The organism is Streptomyces sp. NPDC030862 (assembly GCF_055571835.1).
In genome coordinates this window covers 21082-39592 of sequence record NZ_JBVIEN010000014.1, presented here as the reverse complement: position 1 = coordinate 39592, position 18511 = coordinate 21082, and the positions used below count along the sequence as shown (strand labels likewise).

The 18511-nt window shown below is 71.0% G+C and carries 14 protein-coding genes and 1 pseudogene; 10 read left to right on the top strand and 5 right to left on the bottom strand.

Annotated elements, in window-relative coordinates; all coding sequences use genetic code 11:
• The first annotated feature begins 590 nt into the window (after window positions 1–590).
• Together ACZ42X_RS30565 and ACZ42X_RS30560 are read left to right on the top strand one after the other, a co-directional pair.
• Window positions 591–1811, top strand: coding sequence for a T4 RnlA family RNA ligase (locus ACZ42X_RS30565; RefSeq protein WP_468296825.1), 1221 nt, complete (start codon window positions 591–593; stop codon window positions 1809–1811).
• 6 nt (window positions 1812–1817) lie between these two features.
• A complete protein-coding gene (locus ACZ42X_RS30560; RefSeq protein ID WP_468296822.1) occupies window positions 1818–2735 on the top strand; it encodes a phosphatase domain-containing protein in 918 nt (305 codons plus the stop codon).
• Window positions 2736–2954: 219 nt separating this feature from the next.
• Here the strand turns inward: ACZ42X_RS30560 and ACZ42X_RS30555 are convergent, their stop codons facing one another.
• Both ACZ42X_RS30555 and ACZ42X_RS30550 read right to left on the bottom strand, forming a co-directional pair.
• Window positions 2955–3518: a dihydrofolate reductase family protein gene (locus tag ACZ42X_RS30555; protein ID WP_468296819.1), complete on the bottom strand. Its 564-nt coding sequence runs from the start codon at window positions 3516–3518 to the stop codon at window positions 2955–2957.
• A 661-nt stretch (window positions 3519–4179) separates the two neighbouring features.
• Window positions 4180–5130, bottom strand: a pseudogene (locus ACZ42X_RS30550) (transposase).
• Between the two features lie 117 nt (window positions 5131–5247).
• Between ACZ42X_RS30550 and ACZ42X_RS30545 the strand changes: the two are divergent.
• On the top strand, window positions 5248–6141 hold the full coding sequence (locus ACZ42X_RS30545; RefSeq protein WP_468296816.1) for a hypothetical protein: 894 nt from the start codon (window positions 5248–5250) through the stop codon (window positions 6139–6141).
• 181 nt (window positions 6142–6322) lie between these two features.
• Here the strand turns inward: ACZ42X_RS30545 and ACZ42X_RS30540 are convergent, their stop codons facing one another.
• Window positions 6323–7783, bottom strand: a complete 1461-nt coding sequence (locus ACZ42X_RS30540) for a phosphatidylinositol-specific phospholipase C domain-containing protein (RefSeq protein WP_468296813.1) — start codon at window positions 7781–7783, stop codon at window positions 6323–6325.
• Window positions 7784–8094: 311 nt separating this feature from the next.
• Here ACZ42X_RS30540 and ACZ42X_RS30535 point away from each other — a divergent pair, with 311 nt between their 5' ends.
• Window positions 8095–10431 carry a helix-turn-helix domain-containing protein gene (locus tag ACZ42X_RS30535; protein ID WP_468296810.1) on the top strand — a complete coding sequence of 779 codons (2337 nt, stop codon included), beginning with the start codon at window positions 8095–8097 and terminating at the stop codon, window positions 10429–10431.
• Window positions 10432–10983: 552 nt separating this feature from the next.
• Here the strand turns inward: ACZ42X_RS30535 and ACZ42X_RS30530 are convergent.
• A complete protein-coding gene (locus ACZ42X_RS30530) occupies window positions 10984–12048 on the bottom strand; it encodes an alpha/beta hydrolase family protein (protein ID WP_468296808.1) in 1065 nt (354 codons plus the stop codon).
• Window positions 12049–12163: 115 nt separating this feature from the next.
• Here ACZ42X_RS30530 and ACZ42X_RS30525 point away from each other — a divergent pair, with 115 nt between their 5' ends.
• Together ACZ42X_RS30525 and ACZ42X_RS30520 are read left to right on the top strand one after the other, a co-directional pair.
• Window positions 12164–12796 carry a GNAT family N-acetyltransferase gene (locus ACZ42X_RS30525; RefSeq protein ID WP_468296805.1) on the top strand — a complete coding sequence of 211 codons (633 nt, stop codon included), beginning with the start codon at window positions 12164–12166 and terminating at the stop codon, window positions 12794–12796.
• A 7-nt stretch (window positions 12797–12803) separates the two neighbouring features.
• Window positions 12804–13679 (top strand): PaaX family transcriptional regulator C-terminal domain-containing protein, encoded by an 876-nt coding sequence (locus ACZ42X_RS30520; RefSeq protein WP_468296803.1) that lies wholly within the window; start codon window positions 12804–12806, stop codon window positions 13677–13679.
• 44 nt (window positions 13680–13723) lie between these two features.
• Here the strand turns inward: ACZ42X_RS30520 and ACZ42X_RS30515 are convergent, their stop codons facing one another.
• Entirely contained in the window at window positions 13724–14140 is a 417-nt protein-coding gene (locus tag ACZ42X_RS30515; protein ID WP_468296800.1) for a hypothetical protein, read from the bottom strand.
• Between the two features lie 1011 nt (window positions 14141–15151).
• On the opposite strand from ACZ42X_RS30515, the gene ACZ42X_RS30510 reads away from it, so the two are divergent.
• From ACZ42X_RS30510 to ACZ42X_RS30495, 4 genes are all read left to right on the top strand, one after another.
• Window positions 15152–15505 carry a VOC family protein gene (locus ACZ42X_RS30510; RefSeq protein WP_468296797.1) on the top strand — a complete coding sequence of 118 codons (354 nt, stop codon included), beginning with the start codon at window positions 15152–15154 and terminating at the stop codon, window positions 15503–15505.
• A gap of 5 nt (window positions 15506–15510) precedes the next feature.
• Window positions 15511–15897: a VOC family protein gene (locus ACZ42X_RS30505; RefSeq protein ID WP_468297054.1), complete on the top strand. Its 387-nt coding sequence runs from the start codon at window positions 15511–15513 to the stop codon at window positions 15895–15897.
• Window positions 15898–16000: 103 nt separating this feature from the next.
• Window positions 16001–16930 carry an SDR family oxidoreductase gene (locus ACZ42X_RS30500; RefSeq protein ID WP_468296794.1) on the top strand — a complete coding sequence of 310 codons (930 nt, stop codon included), beginning with the start codon at window positions 16001–16003 and terminating at the stop codon, window positions 16928–16930.
• Window positions 16931–16969: 39 nt separating this feature from the next.
• Window positions 16970–17356 (top strand): MmcQ/YjbR family DNA-binding protein, encoded by a 387-nt coding sequence (locus ACZ42X_RS30495; protein ID WP_468296791.1) that lies wholly within the window; start codon window positions 16970–16972, stop codon window positions 17354–17356.
• Window positions 17357–18511 lie beyond the last annotated feature (1155 nt).

The following is an 18511-nucleotide window of genomic DNA, read 5'->3' as shown; positions in this document are numbered from 1 at the left end:
GGCGCTGACCGACCCGGCGCGGTCCCTGCCCTGGTGCCCCCGGATCCCGGCTGCCGGCCGTGGTCCGGTGCCTGGGCGCCCGCTGCCGCTGCGCTACCACCTGCCGGCGAGCGACGCACCGCTGCCTGGTTGCCCTGCCCATCGTCCCGTCGGCCGGCGCCGCGGCCGTCACCGCTCCCTCGCCGCTGTCTACCATCCGCTGTCGCGTGACGCGGACGCCGCCCACCCGGAGCCCGAAAACGTGGAGGCCGCACCTCGAGGCCTCCCACCAGCAAGGTCCCCATCTATCGCTGGGACTCGGTACGCCAATCGGCTTCGAGGATGCTGAACATCTCGGAGTCCCGCCAGCCGTCCCGTATCAACGCGGTGTGCCGATGCCGCCCCTCGTAAGTACAGCCACCACAGCTTCGGCGACAGCGTGCTGGACTGCTCTTCGACTACGCCGCCGCGATCAACGCGCACCCGAAGGCTCCGCACGCCGGTGCCGTCGGGCGTTCCCGCAGGTCGCCGCCGCCGGGCCGGGGGTAATTGGGTACCGCGGTGCTCCTCGCGCGGGCGAGAATGGGGGCTCGCGATCCAGGAGGAACCCCATGAGCCAGGCGACCCTGACTCTCCACGAGCTGCTGCCGCCCGACGAGTTGGCGGCCGCGCTCGACGCCGGGCACGTCACCCGCAAGCCCCACCCCGAACTGCCGCTGTCCGTCTACACGTACAGCCGCACGTGCCAGTACGAGCGGAACTGGAACCGGGTCACCATGCGCTGCCGGGGCCTGGTCGCCGACGACGGCACCGGCGAGATCGTCGCGCTGCCCCTGCCGAAGTTCTTCAACATAGGTGAGCACGAGTCGGACCAGCCGTACGCCCCCGCCCTCCCGGACGAGCCGTTCGAGGTGTACGAGAAGGTCGACGGCAGCCTCGGGGTGGTGTTCCACTACGCCGGCCGCTGGCGCGTCGCGTCGAAGGGCTCCTTCATCAGCACCCAGGCCACCTGGGCGCAGCGCCGGCTCGACCGCGTGGACACCTCCGCCCTCACCCCCGGGGTGACGTACCTCGCCGAGGTCGTGTACCCGGAAAACCGGATCGTCGTGGACTACGGCGACCGCCGGGACCTGGTCCTGCTCGCGGCCATCGGCCCGGACGGCGTCGAACTCCCGCTCGCCGAGGCGGCGGAGCAGTGGACGGGCATCGGCTCGGTGGTCACCGTCCACCCGGCCATGCCGCTCCACGAACTCGTCAAGCTGACGGAGAGCAGCACGCTGCCCGGCGGCGCGCAGGCGACGGGCACCGACGCCGAGGGCTTCGTGCTGCGCTTCGCGTCCGGCGTCCGGGCCAAGGCCAAGATCGCCGAGTACGTACGGCTGCACAAGGTGCTCACCGGGGTCACCGAGCGGGACATCTGGCGCAGCCACGGCATCCAGCGGTTCGCCGGGACCTCCGCCAAACGGCTGGCCCAGGGCCTGGGACTGTCGCAGGCGGAACTCGAGCGAGTCTCCTCCCAGGGCGGCCGCCCGTTGGACGCCCTGCTGGAGCAGGTGCCGGACGAGTTCGACGCCTGGGTCCGCGCCCTGGTCGTGCGGCTTGAGGACGCGGCGGCGGCCCGCGAACGGGCCATCGACGAGGCGTACGCGAGCATCGCGCACCTGGCCGCGGACCGGGGCGCGTTCGCCCGCGCCGTGCAGGCGCTGCCGGTGGAGCCGGGCATCCGGTCCGCCATGTTCCTGCGCCTCGACGGCCGGGCGACGGACCTGCTCAGCTGGCGTGCCGTGCGGCCCGAGACGGCAGACCCCTTCACCACCGACGAGGAGAACTGAACCACCGTGCCCGTAGTACATGTCATGACGGGACTCCCCGCCTCGGGGAAGACCACGGCCGCGCGCCGGCTCCAGACCGAGTCCGAGGGCCGGATGCGCCGGGTCAACCTGGACGACCTGCGCACCATGCTCGACGTCCCGGCACCCGAACGCGGCCGCTCCCACGCCCACGAGCGGACCGTCCTCGACATCCAGGACGCGGCCGTCCGCTCGGCGGTCGAGGGCGGCTTCGACGTGGTCGTGGACAACACGCACCTCACGCCGCACATCCCCAGGCGGCTGAAGGCAGCCGTGACCGGACTCGGCGCGGAGTTCGCCGTGCACGACTTCACGGACGTGCCGGTGGAGGAGTGCATACGGCGTGACGCCGGCCGGGAGCGTCCGGTCGGCGAAGAGATCATCCGCATCCTCGCCGACAAACACGCCAAGGCCCGCAAGGGCGGCTGGAGGCTCACCGCCGAGTGGATGGGCGACCGGCCCGCCGGCGCACCGTACGTGGCGGACCCGGCGCTGCCGCCCGCGGTGATGTGCGACATCGACGGCACGCTGGCGCTGCGCGGCGACCGCGGCCCGTACGACTTCTCGCGCTGCGGTGAGGACCTGCTGAACGAATCGGTCCGGCATGTGCTGCGGGCGTTCCGCGCCGCCGAGGGCGACCGGATCGTCCTGCTGTCGGGGCGCAGCGAGGACCACCGGGAGATCACGGAGGCGTGGCTGGCGCGGCACGGCATCCCGTACGACGAGCTGTGGATGCGCGCGAGCGGCGACGGCCGCAGCGACGACATCGTCAAGGCGGAACTGTTCGACGCGCACGTCAGGCATCGCTACGCGGTTCGCGTCTCGCTGGACGACAGGGACCGGGTGGTGGCGCTGTGGCGCCGGATGGGCCTGCCGACCTGGCAGGTCAACTACGGCAACTTCTGAGGGGCGCCGAGGACTGCCCGGGGGCCACGGTGACGCGCACCTGCTGGCCCGGCCCTGCACCGCCACGTCCCGACGTGCATCGCCGTCCACGCCGCCGAGCTGTACGCGCTCACCCCTACCGGCCCTCCCCGGCCGCCGCATCCTGAGCCTCGGTTGAGCAAGGGACTGTCGGGAAGCCGCCGGCCATCCGCAGGAGCGGTGGAGGGGGAACCCCTTTCGCTAACGCGCCACGCGGTAGCGGAGGTAGACGACTCTCGAGCCGAAGGTGCGGGTGTCGACGAGTTCGAGATCCACCCGGCGCTCGAGCTGGGGAAAGAACGGAATGCCACCGCCCACCAGCACCGGGTATACCACGGCCCGGTACTCGTCGATCAGCCCCGACGCGGCCGCCTCGGCGGCGAGAGTCGCGCCGCCGATCGCGATGTCGCCCTTCCCCGGCTCGGCCCGCAACCGCTCGATCTCCTCCGCCAGGCCGCCGGAGGCCAGGCGGGCATTGCCCCGCACCGCCGACAGCGTGGTGGAGAACACGACCTTGGGGAGGGGCTTCCATAGCGCGGCCCACTCGAGCATCGAGTCGTCGAGCGATGGATCCTGGTCAGCGGTCTCCCAGTACAGCATCGTCTCGTACAACCGCCGTCCCATGAGGTGGACGTCGACTTGTCGGATCTCATCGATCCAGAAGCGGAAGACCTCCTCGTCGGGAGCCGTCCAGTCGAAGTCGCCGTCCGGCCCGACGATGTAGCCGTCGAGTGAGAGGCTCATCGAATAGGTCACGCTGCGCATCAGAAGTCCTCCTCGGTGACGGGTTCGACCGTACGACCGCCGGTCGCGTAGGAGTCGTCGCGGCTCGCGGGATCCCCCGGCCGAGTCACCTCACGTACCGAAAGGACGCGCGTGGCCGTCATGAATCACGGCGGCCACCATCCCCTCATCGCACTGCTCTCCCGGAGGCACACCCACCGCTCGGTCGGCGGCCAAAGCCGCACAGGACAGGAGAGCTTCTCGAATCCGCCCAGCCTCTCGTCACGGGGAGTCGCATCGAGCACACCTACCACTCCATGGTGCAGCCGCCGCCCGCCAAGAAGGAGACAGCCAGGCGAGGGAGGCGCACCCTCCGCACCCCACGCGAGGGCGTGCAGCCTCGCCAGCAGCGCGTCGTCGTCCGCGGCGGTGCGGTGGGCAGCATCGGTCACGAGCCCGGACTGCAGTACGGGAGCGCGGGCATGCCTCTGCCGGTCGCGGACCATGGGAGGCGAGAACGCGCGCGTCGGGGTGTTCGGGCCGTCAACCGCCGGTCAGGTCGTACCAGGGCGGCTGCCCTCTGGGGCGTCTCCCGGGAGTCGGGCGCGTCCGACAGCGCCCCGCCGCCCGGCCCTAACGACTTGGTACGCGATTGAGGTCGGGGCGTGCTGGGTCTGGGGTCTGGCGGATTGGCTGGTGGCGATCAACCGGCCGTGCGCTGGTAGGGCACCAGTTCGGTGCTCGTGCGGCGCCGGGCAGATCTGCGGGCGGCGCGGTCGGAGACCAAGCCGACGATGGCGGCGTGCGTCTCGGGGTAGTACTCGCGCCGTCCGATGTACCGCTGCAGCGGACGCCACTTCTTCTCTTCGCCGATGACATGCTCCACGCAGATCCGCCTGGAGGACTGGCGTCGGCGCCGCTCACGCCCGGCATGCTGCTCTCCGAGCGGGGCGTCGTCCTTCGGCTTCTTCGGCGGGGCGCTGACCTGGTCGGGGAACTCGTTGGCCAGTCCTCGATAGCCCTCGTCCACTTCGGCTTTCACCCTCGAGTGCAGGCGGAACTGCTCGGCGATGCCCAAGGTGCGCACGGCGGTCTGGTCGTGCATGCGGCCGGGCCGGTGGGCCCCGGACCACAGCAGCCGCCCGGAGCCGTCGCTGATCGTGGTGGTTTTGGCGGTGTTCTGCTTCTACTTGCCGGACACGAACGCCTTGCGGCCTGCTCGTCCGGCGCGGGGACGGCGGACTTGCACCTCGGTGGCGTCGACGCGCAGGCCAACCCCCTCGGCCTCGGCGTAGGCGAAGACGTCGGCCAAGGTGCGCAGCCGCACACCCGGCTTCTGGGGGGCGGCGAAGCCACGCCGAGCCAGCAGCGGACGGATCTCGTGGATCGCGCGGGTGACGGTGGGCCGGGTCACCCCAGACAGCTTGGCCAGCGCCGCGTGCGGCAGCTGCAGCCGCAGATAGACCAGGGTGACCAGCACCCGGTCGACGAAGACGAGCTGGTGATCGGGTCCGGCACCAGCCGCCCGCTGATGTTCGCGCCCGCGTCGTTCCCGGAGCGCGGCTTCGCACCGCGCCGTCCACGTACCAGCCAACTCCTCGATCGGATCGCCGAGATGTGCACGGTCAGGGCCACAGAAGGCGGGGTGGGACATGACCGCGCGGGCGGAGAAGGGCGTCACAATGCACTCAATGCACTCAACCCGCGCGACCATCGTCATGTCACGGCCGGCCCCGCGCCACCGGGTAACAAGTTGTTAGGTTCTTGATCCGTGAGCATTCCACCGTCGACCGACTGGGCTGGCCTGTACCACGCCTACGGCCGGGCGGCGGACGTCCCGGGTCATCTGGCGGCTCTGTCCAGCTCCGACCCGGCCGTACGCCGTGCGGCCGCGTCGGCCCTCACCAGTAGCGTCTACCACCAGGGCACCCGGTGGCCAGCCAGCGCGCGTGTGGTGGCTCCGCTCGTCGCCCTCGTCGACACTCCCTCGACTCCCGACCGGGACACCGTCCTTCACGTACTGCATGCCGTCGCCATCGGCAACCTGCGCGACGACGAACTGCCTTTCAACCCCACGCGGGCCTTCGCCGACGCCGACCGGGTACGCCCGGCGGACGAGGATGCGGTGCTCCGGGTTCTCTTCGAGGAGGAGGACCCGGACATCGATGCCGTCGCCGACGTGGCCGACGCCGTGGCACTGCACTGGGCCGCCGAGGCCTACCGTGCGGCCGGGCGTCATACGGCCTCCTTCCTGAGGTGGCTGCACGATCCCGACCCCGCCGTGGTGACCCTCGCGGCGGCGTTGCTGGTCTGGTTCTCCCCGGTGCCCGGACTGCCGGGCGCGCTCGCCGCCGTGTCGTGCGACACCGCCGACGCGCGGGCGTCGGCGAACCTCGCACTTGCCCACCTGCCCGGACACCCCGGCTCCGATGAACTCGGAGCCCTGACGACGGGCCTTGCCTCACCCGACGAAGTGGTACGGGTCACGGCCGCGATCGCCCTGGCCCGCCGACAGGCGACGGCACTGCCCGACGCGGCACTGACCGTCCTCGTGCACGCCGACGCGGTCGCGGTCTCCGGTGCCGTTGAGGGCTGGGACCGCTCCCTGCGGGGCCACGTCGCGGTGGCCTTGCGCCGCCTGGGCCTGTCACCCGCCTTCGCGTGAACGCGCGGGACGCAGCCCGCAGACCGGCCCGGTGCTAGACCAGTACCGAACTCATGCGCAACCGGCAGGCGGCCTGTTGATCACCCACCAGTCAAGCCGCCAGGCCAGCACGCCCCGACCTCAATCGCGTACCAAGTCGTAAGCACCTGCATGGGCCTGTGGGCCCCCGCCCCGCGTGCCGTCAGCGGGTGGGGCAGGCACCGTGGGTGACTTTGCCGCCCTTGGCGGAGACCGTGGCGGGGTCCAGGGTCAGGCACTTCCCGGTCCACTGGTTGATGAAGTAATAGCCGTTCGCCTGGCTGCCGCTGTCGACCTTGACGGGCATGACGTTCCACAGCTGGCTACCCGAGAACCAGCGCGTCTCACACGGCCACCAGAACATCTGCTGCCCGTTCGGCGGGGGCGTGCCGTTGTTGTAGGGAACGGTGAGGCAGCTGCCGTTGCTCGCCTTGATCCAGAAGTAGCCCTTGTCGTCGTAGGACGGCTTGGTGGCCGTCCACTGGTGGCTGCTGGGCGCGGGGCTCGCGCAGGCGCGCTGGGTGACGAGGCCGCCGGTGCCGTCGTCGAACTCGTCACCGCGGACCATGCACCGGTGGGGCGCGTAGGCACTGACGTACTGCTTCTGGGCGTTGACGGTCCACACCGCCGGGTGCGCGGCGACGTAGTAGGCGTCACGGTTGAGGTCGGCGACGACGGACAACGGGTTGATGCCGGTGCTGCTGCTGTTCTGGTAGAAGTCGACCGCGACGAAGTTCGGTGCTCGTCCCACGGCGGGCCGGCACTGCTTGTCGATGCGGTTCTTGAGGGCGATCCCGTTGTTGGCAGGGGCGGCGCCTTCGGGGTCCGCCGACTTGGAGTTGAACTGGTTCATCGTGAACAGCGGGGTCAGTTTCGTCCCCGGCATCTGCGGAGTGTTCAGTGGCGTGTCGTTGCGAGACTCACAGCCGGCCGGGCGGCCGCTGACACCGTAGTCGTACGTGTTCTCGACCGTGTGCTTCCAGGTGTACATGAGCGACCCGGAACCGACCGGTACGTTCTCCGCCCAGCTGCTCTGGAAGACCACCAGGCGCTGGCCCGTGGCGATCATGTCCCTCAGCTTGGGCCAGTTCTTCTGGTAGATGTCGTGCGTGCCGGGCGAGAAGAGCAGTCCGCCGGCGTTCTTGGCCTTGAGCATGTCATCGATCGTCTTCGTGAGTGTCGCCTCGCTGGCGTAGTTCTCCAGGAAGATCGTGACGACCTCGTCCTCGTTCTTCTGGAGGAAGTTCACGACGGTGAGGAGCGCGGACTTGAAGTCCTCGTAACACAAGGCCGTGCCGCCGTGACACAGCTTGACGGGCCCGGTCCCCTTGGGGTCGTACGTGTCGAGCATCAGCCCCCGCACCCCGTCGTCGAGCTGTTCCTTGATCGAGCGTGACTGGTTGGGCGGCACGGGGAACTGCGACCAGTCGTCGGCGTAGGCGTTGTGCGTGGTCACCCATGACCACTGGTGGTAACGCGTGTCCCCGTACTTGCCGCCGTCCGCCGCCGCCGCGGTCGTGGGCGACATCAGGGTCGCCGCCAGCACCAGGAGCGGAACGAGCGGCAGCGCCAGTCGACGCAGTCGCGGGACCTTGAACCGGCGGACAGGCGTCGATCGAGGCACGGCGTCACTGTTCCGGGCTGTCGCGGCGCCGGAGTTCAAGCGCCTCACGCGGCGCACCGCGGAGTTCGTTTGCATGGAAGGTTCCCCCAGGGGTCGGCGCGGAGACTCACGGGTGCGAGCTCCGCGGAAGTCGACGGATGGACCCGCGGCCGGGTCGGTCCGGTCCGGCCGCGGGCCGTGTCGCCTCGACTCAACCGGTTGAGGGGCCGGCCCACCAGGAAATTCCACCGGCAGAAGTAACGCCTTGTCATACTTCTGCCTGATGGGTTCGGTGCTCCGCCGGGGCCACGCGACTGACGGGATACGCGGTCATGGGCACCGGCACAGCGGCCACCGGCGGGTTCGGCGAGCGTCTGCGCGGTCTGCGGAAGGACGCGGGGCTGAGCCAGGAGGAACTCGCGCACGCCGCCGGGGTGAGTGTGCGGGCGCTGTCGGATCTGGAACGCGGCCGGGTCCGGGGGCCGCAACGGCGCACGGTGCAGGTGCTGGCCGCCGCGTTGGGCCTGGACGCCGTCGGTGCTCGCGAGCTGGAGCGGGCCGCGAGCCTGGGCCGCCCCCGGCCACGCCCCCGCCCGGTTGCCGCGGGCACCGGCGCACCGGCGGGGGAGCCCGGTCCGAGCCATACGCTGGCGCTGCCCCGCGACCTCGGCGACTTCACCGCCCGCGGTCCCGCGCTTGCCCGGTTGCTGGAGCTCGCCGAACACCTCGACCCCGCCCACCCGCCGGTCGCGCTGATCTGCGGACAGCCGGGCTTGGGCAAGACCGCCTTCGCCGTACACGCGGCCCATACCCTGGCGCCCCACTTCCCGGACGGGCAGTTCGCCGTCGACCTCCACGGCATGGACCCGCGGCCGACCCTTCCCCATGAGGCGCTCGCGCGGTTGCTGTCCGCTCTCGGAGTGCCCCGCAGCGCCGTACCGGCCGGCACGGACGACCGCGCGGGCCTGCTGCGCGCCGTGCTCCGCGAGCGGCGCGTGCTGCTCCTGCTCGACAACGCGGCGGACGAGGGGCAGGTCCGTCCCTTACTACCCGGCCACAGCGCCTCGCTCACCCTCGTCACCAGCCGCCACGCCCTGGCCGGCCTCGAATCCGTCCACCGCACCCACCTGGCGCTGCTGCGCCGTGAGGAGGCGGTCGAACTGCTCACCCGCATCATCGGCCCGCGGCGGGTCCAGCAGGAGAGCCAGGCCGCCCGCGACCTCGCAGAGCTGTGCGGGCACCTCCCGCTTGCCCTACGCATCGCCGGGCAGCGCCTCGCCTCCCGGCCCGGGGAGCGGATCGCCAAGCTCGTCACCCAGCTCGCCGGACACGAGACCCGCCTGGACACCCTGGAGGCGGGCTCACTGAGGATCCGGGCCGCCTTCGCCCTGTCGTACCGGCGACTGAGCCCCAGGGCCCGAACCGTCTTCCGCCGTGCCTCGCTCGCCGGCGGCCCCGACTTCAGCCCCGAGACCGCCGCCCTGCTCGCCGACCTGCCGCCACGCCAGGCCGCCCGCTGCGCGGAGGAACTGACCGACGCCGGGCTGCTCCAGCCGCACCCCACCGCCGACCGCTACCGCTTCCACGACCTCCTCGCCCTGTTCGCGGCCGAGCAACTGGCCGAGGACGACGAGGCCGCGGACATCGCGGCCGCCCGGGACCGGGCCACCGCATGGGTCCTGCGCCGGGCGACCGCCGCCGCGCTCCGCTTCGACGACGACCGGCAGAGCCCGCCTCACCTCGACCCCGACCCGGCCACCGCGCCCGCCGACCGCGAGCGGGCCGGCGTCTGGCTGGAGGCCGAACGGGCCCAGTGGCTCGCGTCCCTGGGGCGCGCCCAGGCGGCCGGCCACCACCAGCAGGTCATCGACACCGCCGAGGCGATGCACTGGTTCTCCGACCGGACCTCGCACTGGGAGCAGTGGGTGGAGGTGTTCCACCGTGCGGTGGAATCCGCCCGCGCGCTCGGCAGCCGGCGCGACGAAGCCGTCCACCTCAACTACCTGTCCTGGGCCCACAACGTGTGCCGGTACGACCACGCCGCCGCACTGACCACCGCACGGGCCGCCCTCCGGGCGGCACGCGAGGCCGGGGACGAGCTCCAGGTGGGCTGGGCACTGGGCTACGAGGCCTCGGCACTCCACCGGCTCGGGCGGACCGACCAGTCCATCGCCCGGCTGCGGGAAGCGGCCGACCACCTCGGCGACCGGACCTGCGCGGAGAGCCGCCTCGCCGAACTCAGCACCCTCAACCTGCTGGGCCTGCAACTGCGCCAAGCCGGCCGCGCCGACGAGGCCCTGGCCATTCACCGACGCAGTGAGGCCCTGTGCCGCGCGGGTGTACCGGGGAAGCCGCGGGAACTCATCGGCCTCTACCTGGCCTCCACCACGCAGCACATCGGCAACGACCTGGCCGCCTTGCGCCGGTGGAACGAGGCGGAGGCGCCCCTGCGCTACGCGCTGACGCACTTCGAGGCGGCGCAGATGCCCGCCTGGAGCGTACCCGCCCGGCTCGACCTCGGTATCGTGCTCCGTCACCTCGCCCGCCACGAAGAGGCCCGCGAGGCCCTGACGACCGCCCGGGAGGCCCTTGTCCGGCTGAACAACCCCCGCCATGCCGAAGCAGCCAAGGAGCTTGAGGAACTGGACCGACTGATCGTTTCGGAATGAGACGCGGGGGCCGGGCGGCTGTCAGGCGCCGAGCCGCCGCATGCGCGGATCACCGCCCCCGGCCCGGGCCCGGGCAAGGCGTGGGGCCGACGGGCCGGCCAACCCTCCGGCCCTGACGGCTTACAAGGCGGTGGTAGTGAGGTCGGCCGCGGTCGCCTGCCGGGTCAGTTCGGTGCCCAGGAAGCCGCTGCCGCCGATGATCAGAGTCGTCCTATGCGCCACCGTAGACCGGTCTCGGTGGAGCCCGTCGGACGCCGGTTGCACGCCGTGAGAGAGGCCATCCGCCCGGCCACCCCCTCCCTCGTTCGAGGCGCTCCAGCGGCGTGCGGTCTTTGGCGGCGGCACCGCGATCGCTTCGGGGCGCCCGCGCCCTCCACAAGGTGCACCGCCGGGACTTCACCGAGGCGGTGATCGGCGCGATCACCGGCACCGTACGCCGGCCGCAGACGCTTGCGCTGGGCCGCCCTCGACAGAGCCGGGGCCCTCCGGCCAATCGGACGCGCACGCCGCTGCGGCCGGACGCGGCGCGCGACTTGGCCGAACGGCTGAGTGTCACGGAGTGGCGTCGCCGCCTCGGCCGAGATCCTTGAGGAACTGCCGTTGGTCGTCCAGGAATCCCTCCGCGAAGAGCGAACGGGGCAAGAAGAGCGCGGTGAGCGTGGTCTTGAGGTCCGACTGCTCGATAGACCGTTTGAGCAGTGAATGGGCCGCGTCCGGATATCGCTTGACCGTCAGAGCACCGCCTCGGTCCAGCGCCCTGCGGTAGCCGCGCTCCGTGTCGGCGGTGTCTACGTTGATGTCGTGGCCTGCGAGCGTCAGCAATACGGGTACGCCGCGCAGAGCGCGGAGATCCTGCGTGGCGTCCGCGGTGTAGTTCTTGGAGATGAAGCCCCAGCGGTCGGCGGTCATGCCGCCCGCGTCGCCGCCCATCGCCCTGAGGTACTCCTCGAAGGTTGCGTCGCGCTCCAGCAGTCGGCGGGTCGTCTCGCTCCTGGTGATCTCGGCCTTGATGCGATCCGCCGAGGCGCCGTCGACACGCAGCTCGGCGAGAAGGTTGTAGCGGCCCTGCTGGAGCCAGTTGATCGCGGGCGAGATCGCGATGACGAAGCTCACGGGCGTCTTGGCGGCGATCTTCGGCATGACCCAGCCCGCCTGACTGGCGCCCCAGAGCCCGATCCGGTCGCCATCGATGTCCGGGCGGGCGCGCGCCCAGGCTATGGCGGCGGCGGCCTCGTCGGCCCGGTCGTCCATGGACTGGTCGAGCCAGTCGCCGGGTGCGCCCGCGACTCCGGGCTTGTCCCAGGACAGGGAGGCGTAGCCGGCCTTGGCGTTCGCTTCCCACATGGGCTTGTAACCGTCGTCGTGGGTGGCGTTGACGGGGCCGTCACCGTGGATGTACACGACCAGGCCGTGCTGCTTGTTGTCGTCCCGGGGAGTGGCCAGTACTCCGTTGAGGGTGTGGCCGCCGTGGCGTATCGAGACCCGTTCCTCCTCCATGGCGTAGGTGTTCTGCCACAGCACCACGCCGACGAGACCAGCGGCCACGAGCAGGACCGGGATGAGTGACCACACGGCGATGCGGAGCCCGCGCCGTCGGGGGTGAATCTTCGGACACATGAGATCTGACCGCCTCTGTTCAGTTCACCGGGCCTGAAACTATCACTGCTGGAACGATCGTATGTTGAGTGATAGTTTCGTGCGGATGTTACAGCGACAAGAGGGGGGACACCGCATGGGATTCAACGCGACGGACACCGGCGCCGGGCCGGTGACAGTCCGGCGGGGCATACCGGCAGGAGCCGAGCGGCGGGCGGCCGAGCTGTATTGGGACGCCTTCGGCCGCAAACTCGGCCCCGCCCTGAACCCGCCGGACAAGGCGGTGTCCTTCCTCACCGCCCACCTGAACGCCGACCGCGCGGTGTGCGCGTTCCTCGACGGGCAGCTCGTCGGCCTCGCCGGCTACCAGCTCGGCGGGCGGGCCCTCACCGGGGGTTCGGCCGCGGCCGTGCTGCGCGCGTACGGGCACCTGCGGGGACTGCACCGGCTCCTGCTCCTCGCCCTGTTCGAACGCCACCCGGCCCCCGGGCAGCTCGTCATGGACGGCATCGCCGTGGACCCGGGCATACGTGGCCACGGTGTCGGGAGCCTGCTCATCGAAGAAGTGGCAGCAGTCGCGGCTGAGCAGGACTGCCGGGAGATCCGACTGGACGTGATCGACACCAACCCGCGCGCCAGGGCCCTGTACGAGCGGCGCGGCTTCAGGGCCGTACGGACCGAGCACACGCCCTGGCTTCGCGGGCTCATGGGCTTCGGAGCGGTGACCACCATGCACCGCCCTGTCGGGCGAACGGGCCGAAAGGACTGAGCACACCATGACCGAACGCATCGAGATCCCCACCCGCATGCTCGTCCACGCGCTGATCCGCGAGGACGGCACCGTCCGCGCGGACGAGCTCTACACCGTCGCCAACACCCTGGGCATGAGTGACCAGCAGGTGCGGCTGTGCGTCAAACGCCTCGTGGCCGAAGGCCGGTTCACCCACGAGGGTCGAGGCCGCAAGGCGGAGCTGCACGCCACCGCGGACACCATGCGTGCCCTCGCCCCCAACGCGGACTTCCTACGGCACGCCTTCCAGCAGGACGCCGGGCTCGCGCCCTGGGACGGTGTCTGGCACCTCGCCGCCTTCGCGGTGCCCGAATCGGCGCGCACGGCCCGCGACTCCCTGCGCGAGGCCCTCGTCCACCTCGGCGGTGCCCCGCTCCAAGGCGGACTGTACGTCTGCGCCAACACCTGGGAACCGTACGTCGAAGAAGCGGCCCGCCGCCTCGGCGCCCATGACGCACTCACCCTCCTCACCACGACGGACCTGCGACGGGGGGCAACCCAGGACCCCGCCGAACTCGCCCGCCATCTGTGGCCCCTGCAGGAGATCGCCGAGCGCTACCACCGCCTCAGCCGCCTCACCCAGCCCCGCCTCGCCGTGCTCACCGGCCCCGACCGGCTCTCCCCCTCCGCGCTCCTCACCATCGCGGTCGAACTGGCCGCCGAACTCACTCGCGCCATGGAACCCGACCCACTTCTGCCGCCTGAACTCCTGCCCCAGCCATGGCCCGGCACCCAGGCCCGGGAGCTCGTCGCCCGCTGCTGGGCCGCCCTGCACCAGCGAGAACACGGCGAAGCCCGTCCGGCCCTCTTCCGTCTCTTCGCCGACATCACCCGGGAAGCAGCAGACGGTGCCGCGCACTGAAAATGGGTGAGGCACCGCGAGAGCCCCTTCCGGGCAGACAGGCATCAGACAGCGTTGTGCGCTTTTGAAGCACACCGACTGGTGCGCGTTCGGGCGTACGCCGACAGCGACGCCATAGAGCAGACCCTGGCGTGCACACTGGTCTTCCACGCGCCGGGACAGACGGCCCCGGTGCTGGAGCGCATCACCGGTACGCCCGCGGCCACGGGGGCTGCCCGCCGAGCGCGCCCGCCACGCGCTCTGGCCCGCCCGGAGCGTGTCGCCCCCGTTCCGGCCTTGAGCTGGTCCTTCCCGCCCGCGGTGCCGATGGTCTCCGTGGCGTCGAAGTCGGTGTTGTCGCCGAAGAACGTGTCGTTGCCCCCGCGGCCTTCGATCAGATTCCGGCCGGCAGTCGTGACGGTGGCGTCGACGACAGCGCTGTCACCGATGAGGACTTCGTCCGACTTCGGGATCCGTATCACCGGCTGGAGCGCTGCGAGCCGAACGCGATGCACTGCACGTTCGTGGTGCCGACGGACAGCCCGTCGGCCATCGCAGGATCGGGCTGCGCCTGCCGCCGGGTCCTTTACGACCCCGAGGCGGCGGCCCGCACGCCCCGGCCGCCCACCTCACCCAGATCGCCCGCAACGATGGAGGGACCAGCACTGCCGGCACCCCGTACGAGGAGGCGCGCCCGGCGATCGTCGCCTGGGCGCAGAGCAGCGCGGCCGAACGCGGCACGAACGAGCTCACCCTGCACGACCTCCAGGCCATGCTGGCGAGCTGACCGCCACAGCGCCCCGACGCCCACGCACCAGGTGGCCGTGGGCGTCGGCGTGCACGCAGGCGATCGGCTCGCCCGGGACCCAGCCGGTGGGACGGACGGAGAAGTCACAGGGACAGCGGCCGGGACGCGGCCCGAGCGTTCGCCCTGAGGGCGGCGGAGAACGGTGAGGGCGTGGGGAGCGACCCGCACAAGTACGGAGGCCCTGATGGTCGAACCGACCCCACGGCACCTCTCGCCGGAGCAACGCGAGTCGCCTGGAGCAGCTCGCCGACGCGAGCCGAGTACGCGTGGCCTTGTTCCCGCTGCCGAAGCCGCCGCCGGTCCGGCGCCGCTCCCGGCGGTATCCGGCGGTCGGCTCAACCCGTGGCGGTCCACCCGGCCGCGCCGACGGCGCCAAGAGTGATGAGACCTGGGCCCCGAGCTGCTGGAACGCGAGCGCGCCTCGGCCGCGCCGTCGCCCCGGGCACCGGGGCGGGCGGGGGGAAATGCCTCCGACGTCGCGACCAGAGCCTGCCCTCACCAGTGTGAAAACTCCGCAGTTCAGCCCATACAGGACGCTCACTGTCCTATATGGAGGACATGCTTCCGCTTGGACTTCCCGGGGCGGGCTGTGTGCCCCCCGAGGAGCTCCGGCACCTTCTGCCCGCATCCCCTCTTCCAGGAGTGATCCCTGATGAAGCCCCCTGCCATCTCTCCGTGCCTGGGAGTGTCCGACACCCAGGCGACCGTCGATTTCTACGAGCGGCTGGGCTTCACGGCCCTGCCTGCCGGCAACGCCCCGGACGACGACCTGCGCATCCTGCTCTTCGACGGCGAGTTCGCGCTGATGGTCTACCGGGACGAGCACCTGCGCGGCTGGCTGCCCGTTCTCAAGGACACCCCGGTCGGCGCGTTCGGCATGTTCTACCAGGCCGTGGACGACTTCGACTCCTACGTCGAGCGCATCCGTCCCCTGGTCACCGTCCAGAAGGACGTCATGGAGCACCAGGGCCAGAAGCTGTTCTACTTCACCGACCCGAACGGCTACGTCATCGCCGTCACCCAGAAGCAGACCTGGTGACCGCCATGACGGAGAAGAACGCAGCCGCTACCGGTGCGGTGAAGTGTGCGGCCTTCTGGGGGCACGACGGCAAGGCACTTGCCGCCTTCTACGCCGCCGCCCTGGGCTGGAAGGTCACCCAGACCTTCGGGGACACCGCGGCCCTGATCAGCGATGGCACGACCAGCTACGTCTTCTACACCGCCGAGTCCTTCAAGGCGCCGAACTGGCCCGAGGACGAGCTCGTCTTCCACCTCGACCTGGCCTTCGCCGACGTGGAGGCCGCCGAGCGGCGACTGGTCGGCCTCGGCGCCGCCAAGCCGGCCCACCAGCCCGGCGGCAAGCACTGGACCGTACTGCTCGACCCCTCCGGCCAGCCCTTCTGCATCAGCGCCGCCGGCAAGAACGGGTGAAACACCCCTGGTCCGCGCAGCCGCTGCGGACGAACGGGGTTCGACACACCGGGGCGCGGACCGTACTCCGTTCACCATCTTTGGCCAACAAGGAAAGACCCACATGAACCACGACGAAGGCAAGGCGCTGGCGGGGAAGGTGGCGCTGGTCACCGGGGCGAGCCGCGGCGGGGCGAAGGCGATCGCCGTCGAGCTCGGCCGGGCCGGTGTCACGGTCTACGTGACCGGCCGCTCCACCCGCGGCAAGGCGGGCGGATCGGGCCGCCCGGCCGGGACCGTCGAGGAGACCGCCGAGCTGGTCACCGCCGCCGGCGGCAGGGGCATCCCCGTCGTGGTTGATCACCTCCAGGCGGAGCAGGTGCGGGCGCTGGCCGAGCGCATCGACCAGGAGCAAGGCCGGCTGGACATCCTGGTCAACGCCGTTTGGGGCGCGGAGCACCTCGTCGAGCGCGGCAAGAAGATGTGGGACTGCGATCTCGACAACGGCCTGCGCATGCTGCGGCTCGGCATCGAGACCTCCTACGTCACCAGCCACTCCCTCCTGCCCCTGCTGATCCGCCGGCCCGGCGGCCTGGTCGTGGAGCTCACCGACGGCACCGAGGAGTTCAACGGCACCCACTACCGTGCTCCGTTCGCCTTCGACCTCGCCAAGTTCGCGCCGTTCCGGATGACGTGGGCGCTGTCCGAGGAGATCAAGGAGTACGGCTGTACGGCACTGGGCCTGGCCCCGGGCTGGATGCGCACCGAGGCGATGCTCGAGGCGTTCCACACCACGGAGGAGAACTGGCGCGAGGGCTGCAAGGTGGACCCGACGTTCGCCATCTCCGAGACCCCGCTCTTCACCGCCCGGGCCGTCACCGCGCTCGCCGCCGACCCGGAGGTGGCCCGCTTCAACGGCGGTTCCCTGTCCGTCGGCACACTGGCCAGGCAGTACGGCTTCACCGACGCCGACGGATCGGCCCCCGACTCCGTCCGCTACTTCCAGGACTACATGCGCACCGGACAGGCACCGAACCCGGACGACTACCGCTGAAGCGGCCCTGAGAACCAGGCCCGCACGAAGGACATCACCATGACTCCCGAGGACGTCGCGGAGCTCGCCCTCGCGTTGCCGGAGGTGACGGAGGAGGAGCCGTACGGTCCCAACAGGCCCGTCTACAAGGTCGGCGGCAGCATCTTCGCCATGCTCGCGGCAGCGACCAGGACCCACCCCGACCAGGTCACCGTCAAGTGCGAACCCCAGCTCGCCCTGCACCTGTGCGAGCAGCACGCGGCCGTACGCCCGTGGTACCAAGGCCGCCGTTGGCACTGGCTCACCGTGCACCTGAACGACGACACGATGCCCGACGACGACCTCACCGACATGCTCCACCACGCCTGGGACTGCGTGGTAGCAGACCTCCCCACTGCCACCCGCGAACGGCTGCGCACCCTCCGCCACGAACAGCGAGGATCTTGAGGACGTCAACGGGTGTGAAGTCCCCGTCCCACCGATGACCGTTGTGGCATGCACAGGAACGTGGAAGGCCGCCCGGCCGCAGCGAGCAGAAACCGGCGGACCGACCGCCCCGACAGTCGGGCACACCTGCTCTTTGACGTGCGACTTCAAGTTGGCGGAGGCTCACTCTGCATCTGACCAGAGACGAGTTTCCGATGTTTCCCCTTGACCACGCTCGCCATCGCTCCCGGCGATGCCGAGCACCGGCCCGCGACGAGCCTGCTGGGGAGAGATCTCGCCCTCCCGCACCGTCGCTGTGCGTAGGAACCGATGCCTCGCGCCATCGTCAGCCCCGACGGGCCCGACACGGCGTGAGGCGGGCCCGCCCTCGCAGGGCACACCGCTACTCCACTACTCCGCCGGAATCCGCTGCACCAGGTCCGCGGCGAGCTGGCCGGCCCCCATGGCCGCGCGGTGTGTCGTCCAGCGTCTCCAGCAGCCGCAGGTAGCCGACCGTCGCCCGCGCCTCTGCCGCAGTTGCCCTCGGACTGGCGGCTCGGCTCCTCGCTGTCCAGCGCGCGCCCCGCTCGCTGAGTCCCGCCCGGACGGGTATGGCGTCGAGTACGGACAAACCCGTCCGGTCAAGGGGCAGTCAAGGCGAGCACGGACACTTGTGGGCGACGGTCGTCGGACCGCGGCGAAGGGGTGGCTTCTCACGGTGGCTCCGGCCCGTGCGCAGATCCGCGCGTGGGCCGGACGATCTCCGACCCCGCCCGCAGGCTGGAGAAAGCCGAGGACACCGTGCCCGCCGAACTCACGCCCGACCCCGCCCACGAGCACCGCGCCGCCCTCGACCGCCGGCCCTTCGACGACGTGGACCAGGTCCCGCAGGTCCCTTCCACGGGCCCCTCCATCGCCCCCTCCACGGCCACTTCGCCCGCAGGACGCATATCCGCAGGTCAGCCTCCGCGGGCAACGGGTCGCGACGTGTTCGACAACCCTCCTAGGCCGACAGAGGCATGGAAGCCGACCGGAGTGCGAAGGCAGGAAGTGCTCACGGCCCTCGGCATGTTCCAGCGGGCTCAAGCTTCCTTACGGCTATACCCAGTACGCCGACCTGACGATGCGCGCCCCGGACGCCGGAGTGCCCGCGATGCTCCTGGAGGTCGACCGCGT